Origin of the sequence: Chryseolinea sp. H1M3-3 (assembly GCF_029360725.1) — a bacterium.
Taxonomy (GTDB): domain Bacteria; phylum Bacteroidota; class Bacteroidia; order Cytophagales; family Cyclobacteriaceae; genus Chryseolinea.
This window is the reverse complement of sequence record NZ_JARKMY010000009.1, coordinates 273898-296598: the sequence shown is the minus strand read 5'-3', so window position 1 is coordinate 296598 and position 22701 is coordinate 273898. Positions and strand designations below refer to the sequence as shown.

Here is a 22701-nt window from a genome sequence, read left to right as displayed (position 1 = left end):
AACAAATCGACCTCACACGCCAACACGCTATTTGCATCACACTTCAACACGCAGAACTTCAACACTTGAACACTTTAGCTATGAAAATATTCAGTACCTCCTTCTCCGAATCACTTGCTCATTTATGCCTTCTGGTAGTACGGATTGCTACAGGTGCATTCATGTTAACGCATGGGCTGCCTAAACTCAACAGGCTCACTTCCGGTGAGGAAATAAAATTTGCGGATCCTTTTGGCTTCGGGCCGGCGATCTCCCTTGTACTCGTCGTTTTCGCTGAAGTAATCTGCTCGATACTGATTATTCTTGGATTAGGTACACGCCTGGCGTCACTGCCCCTGATCATAGCAATGGGGGTAGCTGCATTCCATGCGCACGCAAACGATCCGTTTTCCACGAAGGAAAAACCGTTATTATTTCTATTAATCTTCATAGTACTTTTTGTATTTGGAAGCGGTAAATATTCCGTCGACAGACTGCTGAATAGAAAATAAAAGTCACCTCTAGTTTTTTTTAAATGCAAGATACTCGATCCACCCATTCGTGTTCTTACATCAGCGGTGCTAGAGCGGGCATCCATGTTTTGTTGTTCGTCTTTACAGCGCTGATTTTTTTCTTCAGGCCTGGCGTGATTCGGCAGTAAATTTCTTGTGACGTTTCGTTCACCACCACACTCATCCGATTCAATGCTTTCTTTTAGCTTGGCGATCGTACCTACAGGCTACTGCACATTTTGAAACAGCGTCCGAAATCAAAAAGCCAAGAATAATATTAGACGCATTTTAATAGATGAGATTACAAGCAATTGTGACAGGATGAGATTTAGCTTTTACGCGTTAAAGCGCGCATGGCACATTCATGCTGGTTACAATGAACATTTGATTTTTTTATCAGCGCCGGTTAAACTATGAAATATGCAATCCGTGATTACTTTTGTTAAGCAATGTAACGCTACGCATATGGATGATTTTCTGGCAGCCAGATCGCAAATGGCTTTATCGCTTGGCTTCCATATTATCTATGCTTGTATTGGCATGGTTATGCCTTTTTTTATGGCCGTTTCCCATTATCAGTGGATCAGAACAAAAGATGAAGTTTATAAAAACATAACCAAGGCGTGGAGTAAAGGTGTCGCAATTTTTTTTGCTACGGGAGCTGTATCGGGTACCGTTCTTTCGTTCGAACTGGGGTTGCTATGGCCATCTTTTATGAAGCACGCAGGTCCAATATTTGGAATGCCATTTTCCCTGGAGGGCACTGCATTTTTCATCGAAGCGATCGCCCTAGGTTTTTTTCTTTATGGATGGGGTCGTTTTAACGTTTGGTTTCATTGGATAACGGGTGTCGTGGTTGGGGCTAGTGGATTAGCCTCCGGCATACTGGTCGTTTCCGCAAATGCATGGATGAATAGTCCTTCTGGTTTCGACTACGTTAATGGTGAATACTTAAATATCGACCCAATACAAGCCATGTTCAACCAAGCCTGGTTTTCTCAGGCATTACATATGAGCCTGGCAGCATTCGTGGCAACCGGATTCGCCGTGGCAGGGGTTCACGCCATCATGATTCTGAAAAAGAAGAATGTAGTATTCCATTCAAGGGCATTTAAGATTGCTGCAATCTTTGCGGCCGTCGCCGCCATTCTCCAGCCAATAAGTGGCGATTTTTCTGCAAAGGATATAGCGAGCCGACAGCCAGCAAAACTTGCTGCTATGGAAGCGCATTTTCATACGCAGAAATCCGCCCCACTGATCATCGGCGGTATTCCTGACGTAAAAAACAAGAAGGTCGATTACGCTATTGAACTGCCAGGTATGTTAAGTTTTCTAGCACACGGCGATTTCACATCAGAAGTCAAAGGATTAGATTCAATTCCGGAACCAGATCAGCCGCCAGTGTCAATTGTCCATTATGCCTTTCAGGTGATGGTCGGATGTGGTGTGATCATGATGTTGATTTCGATTGTATTTTTTGTGACGCTATTTAAAAGAAAATGGTTTTATTCGGCGTGGTTGCCAAAGCTGTTTGTATTAGCCATGCCGTTGGGATTCATCGCGGTAGAGGCCGGCTGGACAGTTACTGAAGTGGGTCGCCAGCCGTGGATAATACAAGGCATTATGCGCACTGCCGACGCTGTTACTCCCATGCCCGGAATACAGTGGTCTTTCTATTTGTTTACCCTTGTTTATTTTTTGCTGAGCATAGCCGTTATTTATTTGCTCTATAGACAGATTAAAATGGTACCGGTTTTATATGGTAAGTCGGAAAACAACATAATAAGTTGAACATGGAATATGTTGTTATTTCATACCTGTATCTCTCAATTCTCCTGTACCTGGTGTTGGGGGGAGCAGATTTTGGCGCCGGAATTATCGAGATGTTTACTTCGCAAAAAAACATCCGGCACACGCGCAGCACGTTATATCACGCCATAGGTCCTATATGGGAAGCTAATCACATGTGGCTTATAATTGCTATCGTGATTCTGTTTGTCGGATTTCCGATGGTATACAGTACGCTATCGGTTTACCTACACATTCCGTTGCTTATTATGCTGATGGGTATTGTCGCGCGGGGCACTGCATTTGTGTTTCGACATTATGATGCTGTCCGGGATGAAATGCAGGAACTTTATAATAATGTTTTTATATGGTCCAGTTTTTTAACGCCCTTTTTCCTCGGCGTCATTGCCGGAAGCACCATCTCGGGACATATAAACCAAGCTGCGACTACATTTGCTGAAGCCTACGTTTTCTCCTGGTTCAATGTGTTTTCACTGTCGGTCGGATTATTTACTGTTTTCTTATGTGGATTTATGGCTTCAATCTATTTAATAGGAGAGGCTCAAAATCAAAATGACCGTCGGCGTTTTGTTAGCAAGGCGAAACGGATGAATATAGCAGCCGTGGGTACCGGGGCGCTGGTATTCCTTGCGGCCGTCTTAGATGAAATACCTTTATTAAACTGGGTGTTTGGTCACCCTGTTGGTCTAATGGCCGTGATTGTTGCCACGCTTTCCCTATTGTTCATGTGGCGATGGATTGATACACCGCGGGTAATGCTTCCTCGTATCCTGGTAGGTTTGCAGGTTGCCATGATTCTACTGGCAGTCAGTTACGCCCATTTTCCGAACTTGGTAATATTGCAGGGTGATGCCAAAATTTCTTTGCTCGAGAACATAGCGCCTGCTAAAACCATGCAGGCTCTGGGTTGGGCGTTATTAATTGGAAGCGTTTTTATTCTACCTGCATTGTTTTACTTATACTATAGTTTTCAAAAGAAAGAGAATGTATGACGGGTAACGATCCCCGCTCATTTTTCTGGTCCTTAGAATTGATTGCCAGGTAGGACCTTTTTAAAACACGCTTAACCAGATGAACAAAAGAGGCCTACGGAGGTGGAATAACCAAATATTATATGGTTATATGACTTAAGTAAAACTTTTGTAATAAGCTCTAATGAATTGACTTAAAAGATGTTAACATCACCTATATTGTATTTTACTTGATACAATGATGTGGAAAGAGTTTTATTTGGTGTGCTTTTAAATGGTCGGTATCACGTTAAACATCTCATTGATCGTCGAGCAAATCTATAACCTGAGTGTTCAAGGCTTGTTATACTGCCGCGACAAATTCTATTGATTGATTCATGCCAGGCACGAAGCTCCGCTCTTATGTTCGATACCTTCCGTTGTATGGATGCATCTCTACGGCAATGATATATTTTGGAATTGGTACCGTTGCCATTCTGTCTTTTTTTAAGTTGAAAGACGGTGGCGCAGATGAAACCAGCCTTCTTGCATTTTTGAATGAATACATCTTAGGTAAACTATTTGTATGGGCAATTCTCATAGGCACGGTTGCCTATATCATCTGGCGAGTTTATGAAGCTATTACAGATCCTTATGATTATGGCAGCACAGCAGTGGGTTTATCGAAACGTATTGGAATAGCTGCAAGTACGGTGGCCGATATCTTAATTGCCTATTCTGCGATTCTCATTTTACTTGGGGCAAGCAACGTACGCGTGGATGGAAACCCCGAACAGGACCGCCAAATGGTACGGGATCTTTTGGGCCATTCCTGGGGTAGTGCCGTCGTTGTGCTGCTTGGCGGAATCATTTTCATCAGTGCGGGTGTTCAACTTCTTTATGGCACTACACGGGGTTATAAAGAGCGTCTAGATATCGCACATTTTAGCGTGACGATGAAGCACCTGATTCATTTTTTCGGCTTGACTGGATACGTAGCAAGAGGTATTATTTTAGGGATCGTCGGTTTCTTTTTTGTCAAGGCCGGTGTTCTGAAAGATCATAACTATGTTGTAAATACCGACAAAGCGTTTGATTTTATTGGAGATAATGTTGGACACGCATCATTTATTCTTGTAGCAGCTGGCACAATCTGCTACGCTCTTTTCATGGTCGCGCTGGGATTAACTTACGATGCCAATAAAGATTGAACTTGAGCCAGTTATCCTAATAGGCGACCTCATTGTGTCAAAAAAATGAGGCTATTAAAACTTTTCTTCCCACTATTTTTCGTACCTTATAACGCCTTGACCATTAATGGTTTAAATTTATTTAAGAAGTAAATAAAACCTGGCTTGGTTCCACTGCTGCTCCACTCTTTCTCCACACTGTCTGCACTCTAGACGGCGTGACGATTGTGATGCACCGTGGTTATCGGAGGAAGGGTTCCACGATGAACGCAATCGCCTTCTTTGTTGGCTTGCTAGTACTTTATAAAAAATCGGGTAGTCGCCGCCCGCTCTTTTTAGTTGGGCGTTATAAATGCAACCAGATTAACGTAAATTCTGTAACAGGATAATAAATCCAAAGATGCTGAAGATGATTCCCCAGTATTGAAGTTTTATCCAGAATAAACTGTGGTTTGCTTTAAAGACAATTTCTTGTCCCGTGGATTTGTCAATGAATGTCCGCGCGTCTTGTTCATTCCATTTCTTTCCCATAAACCAGCTGAATGCAGCTGTGGCAAAAAATGCTAATATGAAAGCATAATCTGACTGTTCTTTCGGAAAAAGATTTACTGAGACTGCGAATGAAGCAATGAGTACTATTACGGCTAAAAAACCTTTACCTGACCAAACTATCATGATCATTAATTTTAGTTTGCCTACTTCGATTTAAAGTGTCATTTGGCATATTCCCACTTTGCTTGAAAACTGTAAAAAAGCAGTTTAAGAGGGTTTTGAATGCTCTCTTTATGCCTTATTTTTCAAGGAACCATATTTAATTCTATTGTAGCCAGTCCCGTAACCAGATTTGACTAGGTCAAGTAAGATTTATCGTGTAATTAAACCCTTTTGGTATTTAAGAGTGCTGGCAGCGTACGTCGATGTACTGTTATTCACAAGCATTAAGTCCTATGTGTTAAAACTTAAAGATGTGGGCTGCATATAGTCTACGTTGTGTTCGTCTCGGGCCTAGGAAGAATTATGTTTTAACGTCCGAACCAACGGGTGATAATTATGTATTGCGTCTAAGTTTTGAATGCTGGTCACTCCAGCTTTCCTGGGAGCTCTCCTTTGTCCTGCATTTTATCTTTGACAATTTCTTGAATATGCGTGGTGTAAATGAGACCCCTCGCGGCAGCATGTTTAGCGGCTTGGACTGTATTATCGACAATGATCATCTCAACACTTTCCTGCATCAATTCTTTTGAAATCTCAATAGCGATCTTTTCACGCTGTGACAGTTTTACATCGCGGATGTAAATTGCAAGAATACGGCCAGGAAACCTTGAAACAATGAGCCGATAGATCTTCGGGTCTTCCTGTCCTGAGTCTCCGATCAAAATAAAATTAAGATGCGGATAGGCCAACAGTATGTTTTGAATCTCACGCAGTTTATGGCCCATATGATTTGAGCTTTCCTTGTTCTCGTCAAGTCCGAAATCACGCAGTAATAAAGGTCCCTCCGGGATATTGTTGATGTCTAGAAAGTCGACCAATAAGTCATATAAATTCCAGGGGCTGCTTGAGACATAAAAAAACGGATTGTTTCGTTTTCCATTTCGGCCAAGCTGAAGCGCGCGATAAAATTCTGAAACGCCTGCAAAAGGGAGCCTGCTATGCGCATTGTGAAAGAAAGTATTTCTTGCCATTGCGATTAAACTTGTTGCTGTTGTTTTAACAACTGTATCATCAATGTCACTAATAATGCCATATTCCGCATCGGATGTTGGGATAAGAATGGATGCCGAAGTTTTTAAACCCGGCCTAAAGCCAAAAGGGGCTGCGATAAGTTCAACTTCCACTTCCAGCCACATGCTTTGTTGTTCGATCGGATTTTCCGGGTGAATGTCCAAGGTGAAGTATCCTTCCGCGTTTGTAGTGACCACATGTGATTTACCCTGGAATTCTATTTTCAATTGTGCGAATGGAGCTTCTGCACTTTGAAACCGCTTATACATCTCTACCAGGTTCTTCCACACGCTATCTTTTCCGATAGACTTACGAATACCCTTGTCTCTAAGTACGCGACCGGTAAGATACAACCTGTTTACTGTCCCATAGCTGCGGTAGGTAATAATTTGGAGCGGCCTATCCATGTGAAGTCTCTTACGCAACGAGAGGGCTAGCCCGTCGAGGCGGTCTTCAAGTCTAAATACAAGTTTTGAAAAATGGCTCTTCAATTCACCCATAAATTCATAAGAATGCGGCTTTTCCTGTTCGAACTTAATTATTTTTTTGTTCTAATCGGAAGTTGCCCGGACACGTTCCGGTAAAGATAATATCTGACTTTCTTTTGAACAGTCATATATAACACGTCGTTACTTATTTATCAACTTAACAAATAGGTATGGAACTAGCAGCTTCAGCAAGTAAAGAAAAATGGATTGAGTATTTTGCGCGAACAGGGATAATTGCAAAGGGAATTGTATACTGTCTAATAGGGTTACTTACGCTCCTCGCCGCTCTCGGCTTTCGGGGCCAAAAGATGGATAAAGCCGATGCTTTTAAAGTAATTTATGAGCAACCTTTTGGGAAAACACTGTTGATTATCATTGCGATTGGTTTATTCGGATATGTAACCTGGCGCTTGTTCCAATCCATACGTGATATTGATAATAAAGGGAATGATTCGAAAGCCATCATGATTAGAATTGGATACGCCTTTAGTGCATTTATTTATTTATCATTGGGTATTTATGCATTCAAGTTGGCGCTCGAGGGGTCTTCGTCCGGCGAAGGCGATGCACAAAAAACTCTGATAAGCAAACTTCTCGACTATCCGGGTGGCGCTTGGATGCTGGGAATTGTTGCTATCATCATTATTATAAATGGATTCCGCCAGATATATAAAGGGTCGTTAAAACGATTTATGAAGAATGTGAACTTCTATCAAAGTAAACACGCTTCCATCTTTGAAAGAGCAGGGATAATTGGTTATGTCAGCAGGGGAGTGGTATTGCTTATCATCGGTTACTTTTTCCTTCGAGCGGCGCTGAATAAAAATGCAAGCGAAGCACAAGGCACTAAAGGTGTGTTCGATTTCCTTGAGAATAATTTTGGAAGCCTGTTGATGGGAGCGGTAGCGTTCGGTTTATTGGGGTATGGAATTTTTATGTTTGTGAAAGCTCGGTACCAGAAGATTGACATTCATTTTTAAGTGGCCTCAGCCATTCGGTCGTAGCTAGATGATGTCAAAGTAGTGGTATCCCTAGTTCTTTAACCAAGCCAATACTTAATGCATAAACTCGCGACACTGATAGTCAGCCGTTGGTGGTCTTTGGTTTGGTAGCGCTCACGCGCTTCGGCTCCGCGCAATACTAACAACGGCAAAGAAGATTGACATTCACTAACTCAAATAATTGGCCACGCTCCAGATCACTGTTGAAAAAGGGGTCTAGTTCATTAGCCAGGCGAACACTTCATGCATAAACTCGCGGCACTGATAGTCATTGATATTCTTCCAACTGGTCATGTATAAAGAGACCATGCCGTCACCCATAGCGACAATCTTGCCGCCACCTTTTAGCTTGGTAAAAGCTCCAAAGGGATATTTTTCGGACTGGTTATCGTAGCAAAAGGGAGTTCCTCCTGTGACGATTCTCCCACCGTGATACGTCACTTTTAATTTTTTATCAGTAAGTGCGCTTGGCTTGGTATAACCTCCCGAAAGCGTATCAGGGTTGTTATTTCCAAACTTTATATTTGAAATACTAAGGATGTCATTCACATTGGTTAGATCTAACGTCGTCCAGTAATCCTCGTCCATTACCAGAAACAAAGCACCACCTTTTTGAAGGTACCGTTTTATCGCATCTACTTCATCCGCATCATATTTCGACGATGGTAAATGAATGAACAACAAGTTACACGTTGCTAGGTCAGCGGACTTTATTTTTTCTTTTAAGTAACCCAGATCGGCGTTCACGGAAGAAGCTGTGCTGTTTAGTTCAGCGGTCATGTACTTAACTCTTTCGATTGAGTTTTGATCACCTTTCATAGTAGCTGGGTCGTTCCAAAATTTTTGGCCGTGGGCTATATCGATTAATATTCGATTCTTTGAAGCAGTAGTTTGCGCTAATAATTCATCTGCCGAAAATAATATACAGAACATCAGGAGACACGCACTGATATGTTGGTGAAGTTTTTTCATTTGTGAAGATTTTAGTAATCAATCCCAAAGAATTCAATGATGATGCCAATAAATACGGCAAGAACTACAGCAAAATTGCAAAGAGATAATTTTGTGATGTTCGCTTCCGCGAAATATTGCACGGGTATGAACGGTGTCTTATGAACTTTTGCAAAACTTGTCATCGGCATGCGTGCGGTTGCAGCGGGGCTGGTTCACGCAATCTCAGAATCAACGGAGAGATGTATTCGCTACTCCAATTTCATTCCTGTAATCAAAAAATAGTGTTGGGTGTTGTTACATGGAAACCTTGACAATCTGAATTTGAGGGTATCCTGCTGAAACGATGCTTCGACAAATCTGTGCGGACAAGTACCATCATCTACGATAGTATCTGCTAATATACCTCCCGGCGACACAGAGGTGAGAATCAAAGGAAAGTCATTTTGGTAATCAATAGCTATGCCGGTGGAAGAGCCTTTTTGTATTGACACATAACCACTCGAATAAGTGTAACCAAGGTCAAATGTATCGGGATTGTAAGGGTTTACTGTGTAAGCGAAATGATGGGACCGAAATTTATAGTATCCAACAAACGCTTTTCTATAGTCCTCCCCATCCTCTTCGTTATCACATCCGGAAATACAGATGCCTATGGCGATTACGCCTACCATAGTTGCTAAAATTATCGATTTCTTCATTTTAATATAAAATTAATGTACAACAGTTATCATCGAAGGCCTTACTTAAGCAGCAACATTCGTTACTACTTCACAAAGTATGGATTGCATAACCCGTATTCCAACTTGAATCCTTCTCTTGCTCCTAAGGCATCGCTAAAACAAAGTTGTATCTCATCCCTGGAAAAAGCGATAACATTGATCAAAAAATAAGGTGATTAATATCAGGACGCCAATGAAACAATTCTGTTGGTGGCTCCGCACAACTAAGAAGGGAAGGAGGAGATCGTTGTAATGGATTTACATACAAAATGAAATCTGCTTACAGCTTGCCATCCAACCAATGAATAATATTTAACAACAACTGAGCATTTTGTCTTGCGGTCGGTTGGTTCATTCCCATAGGGATTTTATGGGGACCTTGAAGCTGCGCTGTGAACATCGCTGCTTCTCCAAAAATCACTACCCGGCCTTTGCCATACTGAAGCATTGCCCCGTTGGCAAAGTGCCTCCCGGATAATTTTGGATTCTTGTCATTGAATTCCCACGCGACTGAACTTAACTCGATGACATACCGCTCATCCAGGCTTGAAATAACAACAGCTTCTGGAGGAGGGAGGAACGCAGATCCTGTAAACATTTGAATGCTATCTATTCTTTCGGTGATATCTCTTCCTTTTGTTATGACGTTGTCAGAGAGATTTTTTAAGGTTCTCGTAAACATTTCTGGTCCATCACTTCGTCTAAATGCAAAACCATTGATGAAGTTAAAACCAAACGCTTCAGCAAGATTCGCCGCAGCGCCGGCGCAAGGCATATGATCTGCAATAATAAACAAGCAACCGCCATCCTTTACCCATTGTTCTACCGCGATAACTTCTTCGTTTGTGAACGCCGGCCGCGTCGGCAGTTTCCACTCTCCAGTATCACCTAACGCATTGGCTATTACAAGAATCTTCGTTCCTCGAAGAAACGTTAACGTAAATTTTTCCTTGCCCGGTTTCAAAACATATCCATCATTGGCCAAAAGTTTTCCAAAAGAACTGTACCGCCCATCAAGGGTGTGGAAATTAAAATGCGATTCGTCCAACGTAACAACCGGGCCACCTGATTTCATATAAGCCGGCCTTTTGTTTTCATAGCTAAAACTCCTATCAGGAATTTGTTGTCCTTGTGCGATGGTCCATGTTATGTTAATGATGACAAACAAGATTGGTTTGAAAAGTTCCATGAGAAAACGTTATTTTAAATGTTATTCCAACTTCGATGCCATAAGCAAATTCTCGCTGAATTAATCTTAATAGCGTATTAGTTACGTGTCGTCGTGCGATAATGGAAATAATTGACCGCCATTGACCGGGACAAGCTATGAATGATTGACACAAATTATATTTATCAGACAACGCTGACCCACGCCGTTGTTGGTCTTGTGAGTAAGGATCGCGCGAGGCTGACCAACGACCGCACGCAAGTGGATAACAGATTTCGATGGTACTTAGGTTGCCGACATGACAAAAATTGAATTAAACAATAAACTGGCGTAGCGTCGAACTTTAAGCGGTACATTCCCAAGCCTGTCATCCAAATGCGTGCGGTTGTTGGTGGAGCTCACGCACTGGATTCCCGCAACACCAAGAACGGCGAGAGAAAATAATATTCATCAAACAGCGTGGATTTCATGCAACTGAATAAAATCAAATTCTCTTTTGCACCAGCCATTGATGACCAAAAGGATCGGTTACAACTCCCTGCCTATAGCCGTAATCATAACTCTGAACCGGATCCAAAAGTTTGCCGCCAGCAACGAGGGCACTATTAACGATAGCGTCAGGATCAGGAACAAAGATGCCTATTAAAGACGTCACTGCATTTACTGACTCTGGACTCAACTGGCTTTTTCCATTGACTTCCTCATGGATGTGAAATAAGGCGCCATTAATTGACATCTCGGCTACATGCACACTGTTATCAGGATTGCTCCATCTGCGTAGCTCCACAGCGCCAAATGCCTTTTGATAAAAGGCCATGGCAGCCAACACATTTTTGATTGCCAGGTGTGGTGCAAAAAAGGTATGGTGATTTTCGGTTACCTGACTCATTGGATATATCTAATTTATTTCATATAGAGCTTTTCATAGTACTCCTCCAACATCCGCTTTACGGCGAATGGCTTGTGCGTTGTAAGAACGCTTTGCTTCATCATTTCTATCCATTGTTTTTTATTCGAATAATATGTGGGCAGAACTTCGTTCAACAATACCTTATACAATGCTTTTTGATCGTGGGCATCCAATTTCTTTTCATTCTTGTTTTCATACCCATCACCGATCTGCCATCCATTAACGCCGTGGTCACATGCCTCAGGCCACCATCCATCAAGAATACTTAGATTCAATACACCATTCATGGCCGCCTTCATACCGGATGTACCACTTGCTTCTTGTGGTCTGCGGGGGTTATTGAGCCACACATCCGATCCTCGTACCAGCATAGAACCTATCGTCATATCATAGTTTTCAAGGAAGACTACAGATGTCGGATACTTTTTTGTAAGCGCTACGATGTTGGCGACAATTTGTTTTCCGCCATCGTCCAGCGGGTGAGCTTTTCCCGAAAAAACGATTTGAAGCTTACCACTTCTAAACAACCGGTCTACTTTTGAACGATCGCTAAAAATAAAATCACTTCGCTTATACGGTACAGCCCTGCGTGAGAATCCCAACAAAAGAGCGTCCTGTTTTAGTTTGACGCCAGTTCGCTCATGAATAAAACCAAGCAGTGCTTTCTTATTTTCCTGATGCAATTTCCAGATATCCCCGGAATCGTTTTTCGCGGCTTTGACGATTCTGTTATCTACCCAGGTAGGAAGGTGAATCGCATTGGTAATGCCGATGATTTCCGCTCGATCTTTTACGCCCTCCCACATTTTATTAGCGGTTACGGCATGGAGTTGCGCCACTGCATTTGCATTTCGCGAAAGGCGTAAAGCACCCACCGTCATGTTAAAAGGAGAGCCCCCCAGCTGTTTCAGTTGCTGTTTAGAGAAAACGCCATTGTCTGCCCCCATATAGAGAAGACGGTCGAGATAATGCGATTCGTTTCCCTGTACCACTGGTGTATGCGTTGTAAAAACAATTTGCTTGCGCGCAGCGGCAACAGCATCCTCGAAACGCTTGCCACCTTTAATTTTTTCTCGTACCAATTCAAAACCTGCGAAAAGGGCATGACCCTCGTTGAAATGATAAACGTCTACCGGTATTTTTAACGCGCGTAAAGCTTTTACCCCACCGATACCCAATACCATTTCCTGGGCGATACGTTCTTCCCCAAACCAACCATAAAGTTGTCCAGTGGTCCACGCATCTTCATTGCCCGGGACATCTGTGTCAAGAAGGTAGAGAGGGACGTTACCGAATTTATCGCAGAGCCACACTTTGCATTTCACCTCACGCTTGCGTATCATAACAGATACCATAACACCGGTATCTTTCAAAAAAGGATAATTGTAAATGGGATATGAATCAATTGCTTTTCCTTCGGGAGAAATTCGTTGATCTGTATAACCTTGTTTCCATTTAATACCCACACCTACGATAGGGAATTTGTGATCCTTTGCACCCTTTAGATAATCCCCGGCCAGGATACCCAAGCCTCCGGCATACATTTTAAAGTCGCTTTGTAAAGCATATTCCATACAGAAGTAGGCCACGCGGGGCAGAGAGGAAGATGGCATAGAAGAATTGGTTTATGACAATGAAATATCGGTCAATTAAATTGAAAAAGAAATATAGCTTACCATTATCTTCAAATGTCATATAATATTAACATAATCGAAAAATTACCTTGGGTGGTAATGCCACTAGGCCATAGTTTTGAAATGAACTTGAAGCAATACAATTTCACAGTAGTGACGCGTTGCAAGCTTAGGCTATACGTTGTCGTCAAGTAAAATTAGATTATGGCAAAGCAATTTTTTATGATATGTGATTCTCTAAAAAAAATGTATCATATGGAGAATTATGGAATATTGTAGCTTTGTTAAAATGTGAACCTTGAGTTTTTATAAAACCTATAAGCCGTCGTCTGTTGTTTGTTCATTTGTCCGTGAATTTGAGGTTTACCATGCCAATTGGAATATCGACACATTGCTACCCCAGCCATTCATAACTTGCCTCGCCAATACTACTCAGGGTCTATATTTCTATTTAAATGATATTGTAAAAGTTGTGCCTGCCGCGCAGCTAGAAATTCCGGCGCCGCCCATTGTGGTGACTGGCCCAAAGACCAAGCCGATCGGTTTGTTATTTGGGAGTGATCACCTGATGGTGAAAGCTACTTTTCAACCAACGGGTTTGTATCGTCTGCTTGGCATCGATATGCGAACGACCGCAAACAAGGGATTAGATGCCGTTACATTTTGGGGAGACGAGATAAAACATGTATCCGAAACGTTGCGATTAGTCAATGGTTATGATCAAATGAAAGAAACACTGTCAGCATTTCTTGAGACCAAAATCAGGTCTTCAGTTCGTGCAGAGGAGCCCATTGATCGTACAGCCATCAAAATGCTTGATCCTCAAATGCATCGATCACTTACTGAATGGGCAGATGACGCATGCCTAAGCCTTCGCCAGTTCGAACGAAATTTTACTATGCGGGTGGGTCTATCACCTAAACTATTCATTCGTATCGTGCGTTTTGAGAACGCAATGGCAATAAAGAATGCAGCGGCTGACAAGAGCTGGTCGCAGATTGCGCTGGAATGTGGTTACACCGACTCGTCTCACTTGCTCAGGGAGTTTAACGAGTTTGCGGAATTTCCACCCAGCAAATTCTACCTTCACCCTACCAGTGGCCATAGCGACTTTCCTACAGGATAAAATGTGTCGTTTTTTTACTAAGACAATTTGCAACTCCTGAATTAAGTTTGATCCATCATTCAAGATTCACGGGTTCTCCTGGAGAAACGATGATGGATGAAAAAAGATAATATCAAGTCTTCGCGTATGGAAAACAACAACATGCATTTAATTTCAAAAGACAATCCCGGTGTGTATCTACCCCCACCGTTAATTTATGTTTTATTTTTCTTTCTCTCTGTGTTATTACAAAGGAAATTACCTATACCATTTACATGGCATGACACGCTGCTGGCGGAAATTGTCGGGTGGGGGTTTATTGTACTCTATCTCATATTCTTTTTACCAGCCGTCCGGCAGTTTATACTTTCCAAAAACACCCTTGTTACCATCAGGCCGGCAAACGCGCTACAGAAGTCAGGAATATATTCGGTTTCTCGCAACCCGATGTACTTATCGCTTTTGTTTTTGTACAGCGGCATCGCCATGTTTAAGGGAAATCCTTGGACCATGATTGAAATACCATTGCTTATGGCCACTATTCAAGGATATGTGATAAAGAAAGAAGAGCAATATCTGCTTCGAAGGTTCAATGTGGAATTTGAGGAATACATGAAAAACGTAAGACGATGGATATAGCAAGGTCTGGCGGTATAATTTTTCGCACTTCTACCAGAGTCCTTGGTATCTCGAACCGGGCTCACTGTTTTCCGTGACAAAGGTTATTTACAGAGCAGCCTTTATTTAATTCTTATATTTTTTTCTGAGATTTCCATACCTGAAAAAGGTGAAGAACCTTTTTTTAATGAAGTCTTTGCCGCTTCTTTAGTGTCAATGCAGCTGTAAGCAAACTATTCCCCCCGTAACAAACAATCAGACAAGCTTAACGTCCGGAATAATTCATCTACCACAAACAACCTAAACCCAAACATAGGTAAACACGTAACAGCATTTTAATATAACTTTATGTCACTGCTTATCTATTGTTATGGAACCTACAAACGGTGTCGGCGACATGTTCCTGGAAAAACTTAAGAAGGAAGTTGATGACAACCTGACCAACGAACAGTATAGTGTTGAAGAGTTGGCCAAAAATATCGGAATGAGCCGATCACAGCTTCATCGCAAACTCAATAGTATTACTGGTCAATCCGTGAGTCAGTTTATCCGCGAATACAGGTTGCAACTTGGTATGGCTTTGCTAAAGGAGGGAGATCTTACTGCAGCTGAAGTGGCCGACCGCATTGGTTTCGGAAGTGCAACCTATTTTAACAAATGTTTTAATGAATACTATGGTTTTCCCCCAGGCGAAGTCAAAAATAAAAAGACAGAAATTCAGGATAAGCCAGTTCCAATCAATCCAATAATTTCTTCTCCATCAGGTTCGCGGCAGCATAGAAATTTTTCGGTGGCATTAATATTAAGCCTGATTGCTCTGCTGATCACAATTGCGGGGTGGCTGTACTTCAATTACTATGAGAACACAGTTCCGGTGACCAAGGATGACAAATCCATAGCAATACTGCCATTTAAAAATTTGAGTGAAGATCACCGCAATGAGTATTTCAGTGAAGGCGTTATCGAGGCCATCCGGACGGGCCTTTCGCAAGTTGGCGAACTTCGTGTTATTGCTAGAACATCTGTTGAGCAGTACCGCGAGAGCGCAAAATCAGCACGTGAAATTGCGAGTGAACTGGGTGTTGCTGCATTGCTGGAGGGAAGTATTCAGCGTGACAACAATAAAGTAAGAATTGAAGTACGTCTGGTCGATGGAGTGTCAGAACAACAAGTATGGGCTAAAAGTTACGATCGTGAACTAAAAGATGTATTTGCGATTCAAAGTGAGATTGCCCAGCAAGTAGCGAATGAGCTCAATGCCAAACTCTCTCCCGAGGAAAAGTCAAAACTTTCGAAGACCGATACTGATAATCCTAAAGCTTACGACCTCTATTTAAAGGCAATTTACGAATACAGGACTTATACAAATAAGGGAGCACATAATTCCATAGATCTGTTGACACAAGCCATTGCTCTTGATTCGAATTATGCCCGAGCCTATGCTTTTCTTGCCAATAGTTATATCGGATTAGCCGCCATATGGGGAGCTGAACTAAGTGCCTTAGATGCGCTGCAAAAAGGGAAACCTTTCATCGATAAGGCATTGGTATTAGATCCCAATCTCGACGAAGCGCACATGCTCATGGGCTTTTACAAATTATATAATGATTGGGATTTTGAAGGCGCAGAAGCGGAGTACAAACTTGCGATAGATTCAGATCATCCAGACGCGCTAGCTTTGTATATAGATTATCTGAACTTTGTTTTGCGCCACGACGAAGCGCTGTCATTCGCAGAACGCTTAAATGTTAAAGATCCGTACTACCCCAACAGCAGAATGATCTTGTCCTACATATACAATGGCCGCATGGACGAAGCACTTGAATTTTCTGAATCCAGATTGAAGTTATTTAACAACTACTACACGATGGATTCGCATGGTTTTCTGATGCTGAATATGAAGCGTTACAACGAAGCGATCGCGTATTTTAAAAAAGCCATTGCGTTAGAAGGAATCCGCTATCCCCGTATGCTGGGATGGATGGGAGCGGCGTATGCCAAATCTGGCAAGCGGCACGACGCCGTGAAAATTATAGATGAATTAAAGAGTCGTTTAGCAAAAAACGATAAGGCATCCATTGCTTTTTTTATAGCTGTCATCTATTCTGCATTAGATGAAAAACAATCAGCGCTGTTGTGGTTGAAGAATGCCTATGAGAGCCATGATATGGAAATGCCCTGGCTCATGACGGAACCTCAATTTTATAATCTGCACGATGAGCCAGAATTTCAGCAGCTCGCGAAGCAGATTGGATTTAAATCGCACACCGAATAGTTACACCTTGTTTACAGTAACGTTCGTGGTCGATAATACCCATGAGCGTCGGCTGTTTAAAGACCCCTCTTTCTGGATTTCGACCATGTCCCCGCAAGATATGCTATAGGGATGTACCAGCAATTAGATAAACTCACACCTATGGATACACTTTAGGCGTTTTGTGAGTCTCACAACATATTTTAAAGCTTGAAAAAAAAGTTTAAAGTCTTTGCAACATGTGTTGAAGCTGGATTTTTTTGAGCCCCGCCATCTTTACTGAAAATTTAAAAGTCCACCGTCGCCGTTTCGGAGTATTTGGAATTTATGTAACGCCAAACTCCACTGAAGGCGGCGAAATCATTTCAGTAAAAAACAAACAGACACCCGCTATGAAAAAAACCATTTTCCTTTTTTACGGCATTATTGCCTATGTCATTTTTTTTGCAACATTTTCCTATGCAGTAGGATTTGTTAGCTCGTTGCTCGTCCCCAAACACATTGATAGTGTTCCGCAGTCACCGTTGAGCTATGCCTTGCTGGTCAATGCAGGACTACTAACTTTGTTTGCGCTTCAACATAGTGTCATGGCGCGTCCGGCGTTCAAAAGGTGGTGGACAAATTTTGTCCCAGAGCCTATTGAAAGGAGCACCTATGTTTTATTATCAAGCTTGTGCCTGATCCTGCTCTTTCAGTATTGGCAGCCGATTGGCGGAGTGATATGGCAAGTTGAATCGCAGGCAGCACAAATCGTTCTCAAGTCGCTGTGCTTGCTGGGCTTTGGCATCGTCTTAGTAAGTACATTCCTCATCAATCATTTCGACCTCTTTGGCCTGCGGCAAGTATGGTTCTACTTCATTGGCAAAAAATATGAGTCGCTTCCTTTCAGGACACCATTTTTCTATAAATATGTCCGTCACCCCTTGTACCTGGGATTTATGATCGCATTCTGGTCAACGCCTACCATGACCGCCGCCCACTTATTTTTTGCTATCATGACAACACTGTACATGCTAACAGCGATTCAATTCGAAGAAAGGGATTTGATCACAACGTTTGGAACAAAATATCGGGATTATAAACGATCTGCGCCCATGCTGATTCCATTTACCAAAGCATCTAAAAATAAAACCCGGAGCCCACAACCTACCATCGACGGTAATTAGTCTGTCAACCAATGGTCCATGGCACACTGCTAGCTGTGGCTATGGACCATCATCTTGCCGGTCTCAACACATCGTTCGGCATTCAGCTTGGTACGATGGATATCTATTTCGCAATCTTTAAACTAAATGTAAATGAGGACCTCGTTGCTCATCCTGCTATTTTCATATCCACTCATCTGTTGCTTTAGCCAGGGATCAATTAAAGGAAAAATAACAGACGGGCAGCAAGATCTTTCTTCAGTGACTGTGCTTCTTCTGGATTCCGGCGCTGCGCTGGTGAAGGGGGTTACGACGGATAGTATAGGCGAATTTTTATTTGAAAACGTCGGCCAAGGTGTTTACGTTATTTCAGCCTCAATGATCGGATATGCAGATTTTATTTCGCCGCGTGTTTCAATATCGAACGACGCTCATGTTGCTATTCCCCAAATAGTTCTTAACGAAACATCTATCGAATTGAATGAAGTTATAATAAAGGCTGAAAAACCATTTTACGAACAGCGGATGGACAGACTCGTCATCAACGTCCAGGGTAGCATCACCTCAGCCGGTAACACAATTCTGGAGCTCCTTCAAAAATCTCCTGGTGTTGTGGTGAACAAGCAGAACAACAGCATATCAATGAACGGTAAATCAGGTGTACGCATTATGATCGACGGAAAACTCACGCAACTACCCACAGATGTTATTGTGCAGATGCTGGACGGAATGAATTCCTCGAATGTTGAAAAGATAGAGCTTATCACAACTCCTCCGGCAAAATATGATGCTGAAGGAAACGCCGGAATAATTCACATAGTTACAAAAGGAAACGCAGATTTCGGCACCAACGGAACAATAGGGATAACGTTGGGCGCGCACTGGGCGGAGACGCTGGGTGGAAATTTTAATCTCAACTCCAGAAATAAGAAGTTTGCCTACTCCTTAGATTATTCCGTTCTGAGAAATCACAACCTTCACATCATGAAAATGAACCGAAGATCGATTGACAAAGAATCTGTTCAAACTATCAATGGTAACAGCGACCGCGAAAATGTTACTCACCAACAAAACCTCACGGCCGGCTTCGAATGGAACATTAGTGATAAAACAATGCTAAACCTATTGTTAACAGGCTATCGGAGAGACTGGCGGTTAAAAGCTTTAGCAAATGAAATAAATAACGCTGCATGGGATTCCACTGTTATTGCCAAAACAAAGATCAATGAATCCAATATCTGGCAAAGTGTAACTGGGGCAATGGGCCTGCATACCAAACTCAATTCAAAAAATGAAATCAATTTTAACCTGGACTACCTATTTTATCACAATAGCAATCCGTCCGATTATAATTATGAATTGAGCTACTCTCAACGCAACGTCAAAGAAACATCGAAAATTGATTTAAAAAAAAACACGCCTATCCACTTTATTATCGGAAAGATGGATTACGTATATGCAATATCTCCTTACATCACCTTGGAGGCTGGCGTCAAAGCAGTAGTGTCAACACTTAGCAATGATATTTTGGTTAAACGAACGGCAAATGATACATGGGCAATCGATCCAGCGTTTACATCCAACTCAAATCTTCGGGAGTACATCAATGCAGCTTATGTTTCATCGAAATGGACGCCAGATGATCGGTGGCAGATTAGCACCGGCCTTCGGTATGAATACACGCATACATCGATTGGTACACCAACAGAAAAAAATCTTGTGGACAGAAAGTATGGTTATTTCTTTCCAAGCATTTCTTTGAAGAAAGATTTCGACCACGAACGGGATCTGCAATTCTCTTTTTCACGGAGAATTACACGACCCACCTATAATGACATGGCGCCTTTTGTATTCTTCTGGGGACCTAGCACCTTTTCAGGGGGAAACACAACGCTAAGGCCGGCGGTATCTAACGCTTTTAAAATCGGATACCACGTAAAGAATTGGTTGATTTCACTGCACTTTAATCATTCACTAAACGAGATCACTGTTTGGCAGCCTGAAATAGATAGCGAGACAAATGTTATATATCGGGCACAAAATCTAAAGTATTTAAAGACATTTGGAATAACCACTTTGTACAACATTGGGATAGCATCATATTGGGAGGTACAAAGCAATGTCACCGCACAATACCAAATTGCGCAGACCTCACAACATCAACATCACACCAGGTTGCACCAATATGGTATAAACTTTAACCTGATAAATATCGTGAAACTGCCACGAGACTTTACGATTGAAATTTCCGGAATGTATCAATCCAAAACGTTATCTGGAATAGCATGGTTTATGTCTGCCGGCTCCCTGAATGCTGGTATTCAAAAGCAATTTGGAAAAAAGGGAACGTTACGATTTTCAATTGACGACATCCTCAATACGAACAATTGGAGGATCAAGACAGATATGCCGGAGGAAAATTTGTATTCCTATTTTCACTACAATTTTAACAATCGGTTTGTAAGAGTCACCTTCACCCGGACGCTGGGAAACCATAAACCACGTGTAGTGAAATCAAAAACCGGATCCGATGAGGAAAGAGGACGTATAAGCAATTAGGGCCATCAAGTTTTCAGTGAAAAGGTTCGAATGGCATGGATTGCTTATTGCTTCTTATTCCCATACCTTTATTATATCGGTGAATTCCATTCCGACGATTTTCATTAACCTAAACTTGTATGAAATTTCACCTCCAAATATTATATGTTGCTTCCATTCTCCTGATCAGTTCCTGTCAGGAGAAAAGGGATCAAACCCAGTTGAGGAGTGAGCTGAAGTCGCTCAATCTGTTAAGTGGCGATATAGCGCTGTGCGGCGCTGAGCAAGCCAAGTTCGGTAAAGTGGACTTTGGCCAGTCATGCGCGCAAAAAGTGCAGGCAAACTTTAATCTAGCCACAGCGTTGCTTCATTCGTTTGAATACGCCGAAGCCGAAAAGGTTTTTGCGAAAGTCATCGATGAGGATCCCGAGTGCCTGATGGCATATTGGGGTGTAGCCATGAGCAACTTTCACCCTTTATGGGCTCCACCAACCAAAGATGAATTAGAGAAGGGGTCGAAGTCAATCTCGGTTGCGCGTTCATTAGGAGGTGGTGATAACCGCGAGTCCGAATATCTCGAAGCGGCTGCAACTTTATATGACGACTGGAGTAACGTTAGCCATGCCAGTCGCCTTCAAAAGTTTGAAAAAGCTGCCGAGAAGATTTATCAAAAGTATCCGGCAGATACGGAAGCCGCAATATTTTATGCATTAGCATTGCGCGCAGCATCGGATCCGACGGACAAAACATTTGTAAAACAACGCAAAGCTGGAGAAATATTGAATTCGATTTTCGCCAGTCAACCTGATCATCCAGGGATTGCACACTATCTCATTCATATTTACGATTACCCTGAACTTGCCGAAATGGGCTTGCCGGCAGCACGAAAGTATGCCTCAATTGCCTCGTCATCAGCCCATGCGTTGCATATGCCCTCTCATATTTTTACAAGGCTGGGTCTGTGGGAGGAGTCTGCGCAGTCCAACATCAACTCTATGACCGCAGCAAAATGTTACGCGGAGAATGCCGGCATGCAAGGTCATTGGGATGAAGAAATCCATGGACTGGACTACCTTGTTTATGCTTATCTGCAGGAAGGAAAGTATGATAAGGCAAAAGAACAATTGGATTACCTGCAGTCGATGCAGGTCGTTTTTCCTTTTAACAATAAGGTTGCGTATACCATGGCCGCAGCACCTACGCGTTATGCGCTGGAACGCAAAGACTGGCCGGCGGTATTAGCATTGGAATTAAAACCGCATGATTTTCCATGGAAGAATTATCCATGGGAGAGGTCACTGATTTTTTTTGGAAAACTTTTAGGTGCCGTCCATCTGCATCGGAATGAAGATGCAATTGCTGCTCTGGATAGTTTAAAAGCAAACCATGCCATGCTGGTTGAAAATAAAAAAACATACGAAGCAAACCAGGTACAAATCCAAATCAAAGCATCGGAAGCGTGGTTAGCATTTTCCCGGGGTGATCGTGATGAAGCCATTCGCCTGATGACAGAAGCAGCTGACATGGAAGATGCTACTGAGAAGCATCCCGTAACGCCAGGTGAAGTCGTTCCGGCCAGAGAACTTTTGGGAGATCTTTACATGGAGCTGAAAGATTATCGAAATGCGCTTGAAGCCTACGAGGCTGATTTAGAACGCCATGCTGGGCGCCTGAATGCGGTCAATGGGATCAAACAAGCCACTGCAAAGTTGAAGGGAGTCTGAAATTGATACCCACGCTCATTTCAATTTCTTAATGAATGTTTCACCGGCGAAGTATACGCACTGTATCCCACGCCGTTGTTGGTCTTGTGCGTAAGGCCGTGCGCGTCTGACCAACAACCGCACGCAAGCTGATAACAGGTTTCGACAGTATTCAGACGAATGTGATTGAAAATTAAATGGAAGAACAAATAGGCGTTGCGTCAAATTTTTGAACCGTACTACGTTAAAGTCTGTCATCCTAGTGTGTGCGGTTGTTGGTGGAGCTCACGCACCAGGCT

General features: G+C 42.4%; 18 protein-coding genes. 11 read left to right on the top strand and 7 right to left on the bottom strand.

Translation table 11 applies throughout. The features are described 5' to 3' along the window. The first annotated feature begins 80 nt into the window (after positions 1–80). The 4 genes from P2W71_RS15910 to P2W71_RS15895 all read left to right on the top strand — a co-directional run bounded on the left by P2W71_RS15910 (position 81) and on the right by P2W71_RS15895 (position 4461). Positions 81–491 (top strand): DoxX family protein, encoded by a 411-nt coding sequence (locus P2W71_RS15910; protein ID WP_276372268.1) that lies wholly within the window; start codon positions 81–83, stop codon positions 489–491. 465 nt (positions 492–956) lie between these two features. Then, on the top strand, positions 957–2282 hold the full coding sequence (locus P2W71_RS15905; RefSeq protein WP_276372468.1) for a cytochrome ubiquinol oxidase subunit I: 1326 nt from the start codon (positions 957–959) through the stop codon (positions 2280–2282). A gap of 2 nt (positions 2283–2284) precedes the next feature. After that, complete coding sequence (locus P2W71_RS15900) at positions 2285–3292, top strand: cytochrome d ubiquinol oxidase subunit II (RefSeq protein ID WP_276372267.1); 1008 nt, start codon at positions 2285–2287, stop codon at positions 3290–3292. Between the two features lie 356 nt (positions 3293–3648). Beyond that, positions 3649–4461 (top strand): DUF1206 domain-containing protein, encoded by an 813-nt coding sequence (locus tag P2W71_RS15895; RefSeq protein WP_276372266.1) that lies wholly within the window; start codon positions 3649–3651, stop codon positions 4459–4461. Between the two features lie 342 nt (positions 4462–4803). On the opposite strand, the gene P2W71_RS15890 is transcribed toward P2W71_RS15895, so the two are convergent. Together P2W71_RS15890 and P2W71_RS15885 are read right to left on the bottom strand one after the other, a co-directional pair. Further along, positions 4804–5115, bottom strand: coding sequence for a hypothetical protein (locus P2W71_RS15890; protein ID WP_276372265.1), 312 nt, complete (start codon positions 5113–5115; stop codon positions 4804–4806). Positions 5116–5519: 404 nt separating this feature from the next. Then, a complete protein-coding gene (locus P2W71_RS15885; RefSeq protein ID WP_276372264.1) occupies positions 5520–6665 on the bottom strand; it encodes a phosphatase domain-containing protein in 1146 nt (381 codons plus the stop codon). 158 nt (positions 6666–6823) lie between these two features. Between P2W71_RS15885 and P2W71_RS15880 the strand changes: the two genes are divergently transcribed. Then, complete coding sequence (locus P2W71_RS15880) at positions 6824–7633, top strand: DUF1206 domain-containing protein (protein WP_276372263.1); 810 nt, start codon at positions 6824–6826, stop codon at positions 7631–7633. A gap of 237 nt (positions 7634–7870) precedes the next feature. Here the strand turns inward: P2W71_RS15880 and P2W71_RS15875 are convergent, their stop codons facing one another. The 5 genes from P2W71_RS15875 to glgP all read right to left on the bottom strand — a co-directional run bounded on the left by P2W71_RS15875 (position 7871) and on the right by glgP (position 13018). Continuing rightward, positions 7871–8626 carry a hypothetical protein gene (locus tag P2W71_RS15875; protein ID WP_276372262.1) on the bottom strand — a complete coding sequence of 252 codons (756 nt, stop codon included), beginning with the start codon at positions 8624–8626 and terminating at the stop codon, positions 7871–7873. 230 nt (positions 8627–8856) lie between these two features. Next, positions 8857–9306: a hypothetical protein gene (locus P2W71_RS15870; protein ID WP_276372261.1), complete on the bottom strand. Its 450-nt coding sequence runs from the start codon at positions 9304–9306 to the stop codon at positions 8857–8859. A 301-nt stretch (positions 9307–9607) separates the two neighbouring features. Next, positions 9608–10516 (bottom strand): hypothetical protein, encoded by a 909-nt coding sequence (locus P2W71_RS15865; protein ID WP_276372260.1) that lies wholly within the window; start codon positions 10514–10516, stop codon positions 9608–9610. A 463-nt stretch (positions 10517–10979) separates the two neighbouring features. Continuing rightward, positions 10980–11384, bottom strand: a complete 405-nt coding sequence (locus P2W71_RS15860) for a VOC family protein (RefSeq protein WP_276372259.1) — start codon at positions 11382–11384, stop codon at positions 10980–10982. A gap of 14 nt (positions 11385–11398) precedes the next feature. Next, positions 11399–13018 (bottom strand): alpha-glucan family phosphorylase, encoded by a 1620-nt coding sequence (gene glgP, locus P2W71_RS15855; protein WP_276372258.1) that lies wholly within the window; start codon positions 13016–13018, stop codon positions 11399–11401. Positions 13019–13337: 319 nt separating this feature from the next. Between glgP and P2W71_RS15850 the strand changes: the two genes are divergently transcribed. The 6 genes from P2W71_RS15850 to P2W71_RS15825 all read left to right on the top strand — a co-directional run bounded on the left by P2W71_RS15850 (position 13338) and on the right by P2W71_RS15825 (position 22423). After that, on the top strand, positions 13338–14165 hold the full coding sequence (locus tag P2W71_RS15850) for a helix-turn-helix domain-containing protein (protein ID WP_276372257.1): 828 nt from the start codon (positions 13338–13340) through the stop codon (positions 14163–14165). A 96-nt stretch (positions 14166–14261) separates the two neighbouring features. Further along, the gene (locus tag P2W71_RS15845) at positions 14262–14783 is read left to right on the top strand and encodes an isoprenylcysteine carboxylmethyltransferase family protein (protein WP_276372256.1); all 522 of its coding nucleotides are present in this window, start codon (positions 14262–14264) and stop codon (positions 14781–14783) included. A 349-nt stretch (positions 14784–15132) separates the two neighbouring features. Then, positions 15133–17037: a helix-turn-helix domain-containing protein gene (locus tag P2W71_RS15840; protein WP_276372255.1), complete on the top strand. Its 1905-nt coding sequence runs from the start codon at positions 15133–15135 to the stop codon at positions 17035–17037. A gap of 371 nt (positions 17038–17408) precedes the next feature. After that, entirely contained in the window at positions 17409–18182 is a 774-nt protein-coding gene (gene mddA, locus P2W71_RS15835; RefSeq protein WP_276372253.1) for a methanethiol S-methyltransferase, read from the top strand. 132 nt (positions 18183–18314) lie between these two features. After that, positions 18315–20720, top strand: a complete 2406-nt coding sequence (locus P2W71_RS15830) for a TonB-dependent receptor (protein ID WP_276372252.1) — start codon at positions 18315–18317, stop codon at positions 20718–20720. 119 nt (positions 20721–20839) lie between these two features. Continuing rightward, entirely contained in the window at positions 20840–22423 is a 1584-nt protein-coding gene (locus P2W71_RS15825; RefSeq protein ID WP_276372251.1) for a hypothetical protein, read from the top strand. Positions 22424–22701: the final 278 nt, after the last annotated feature.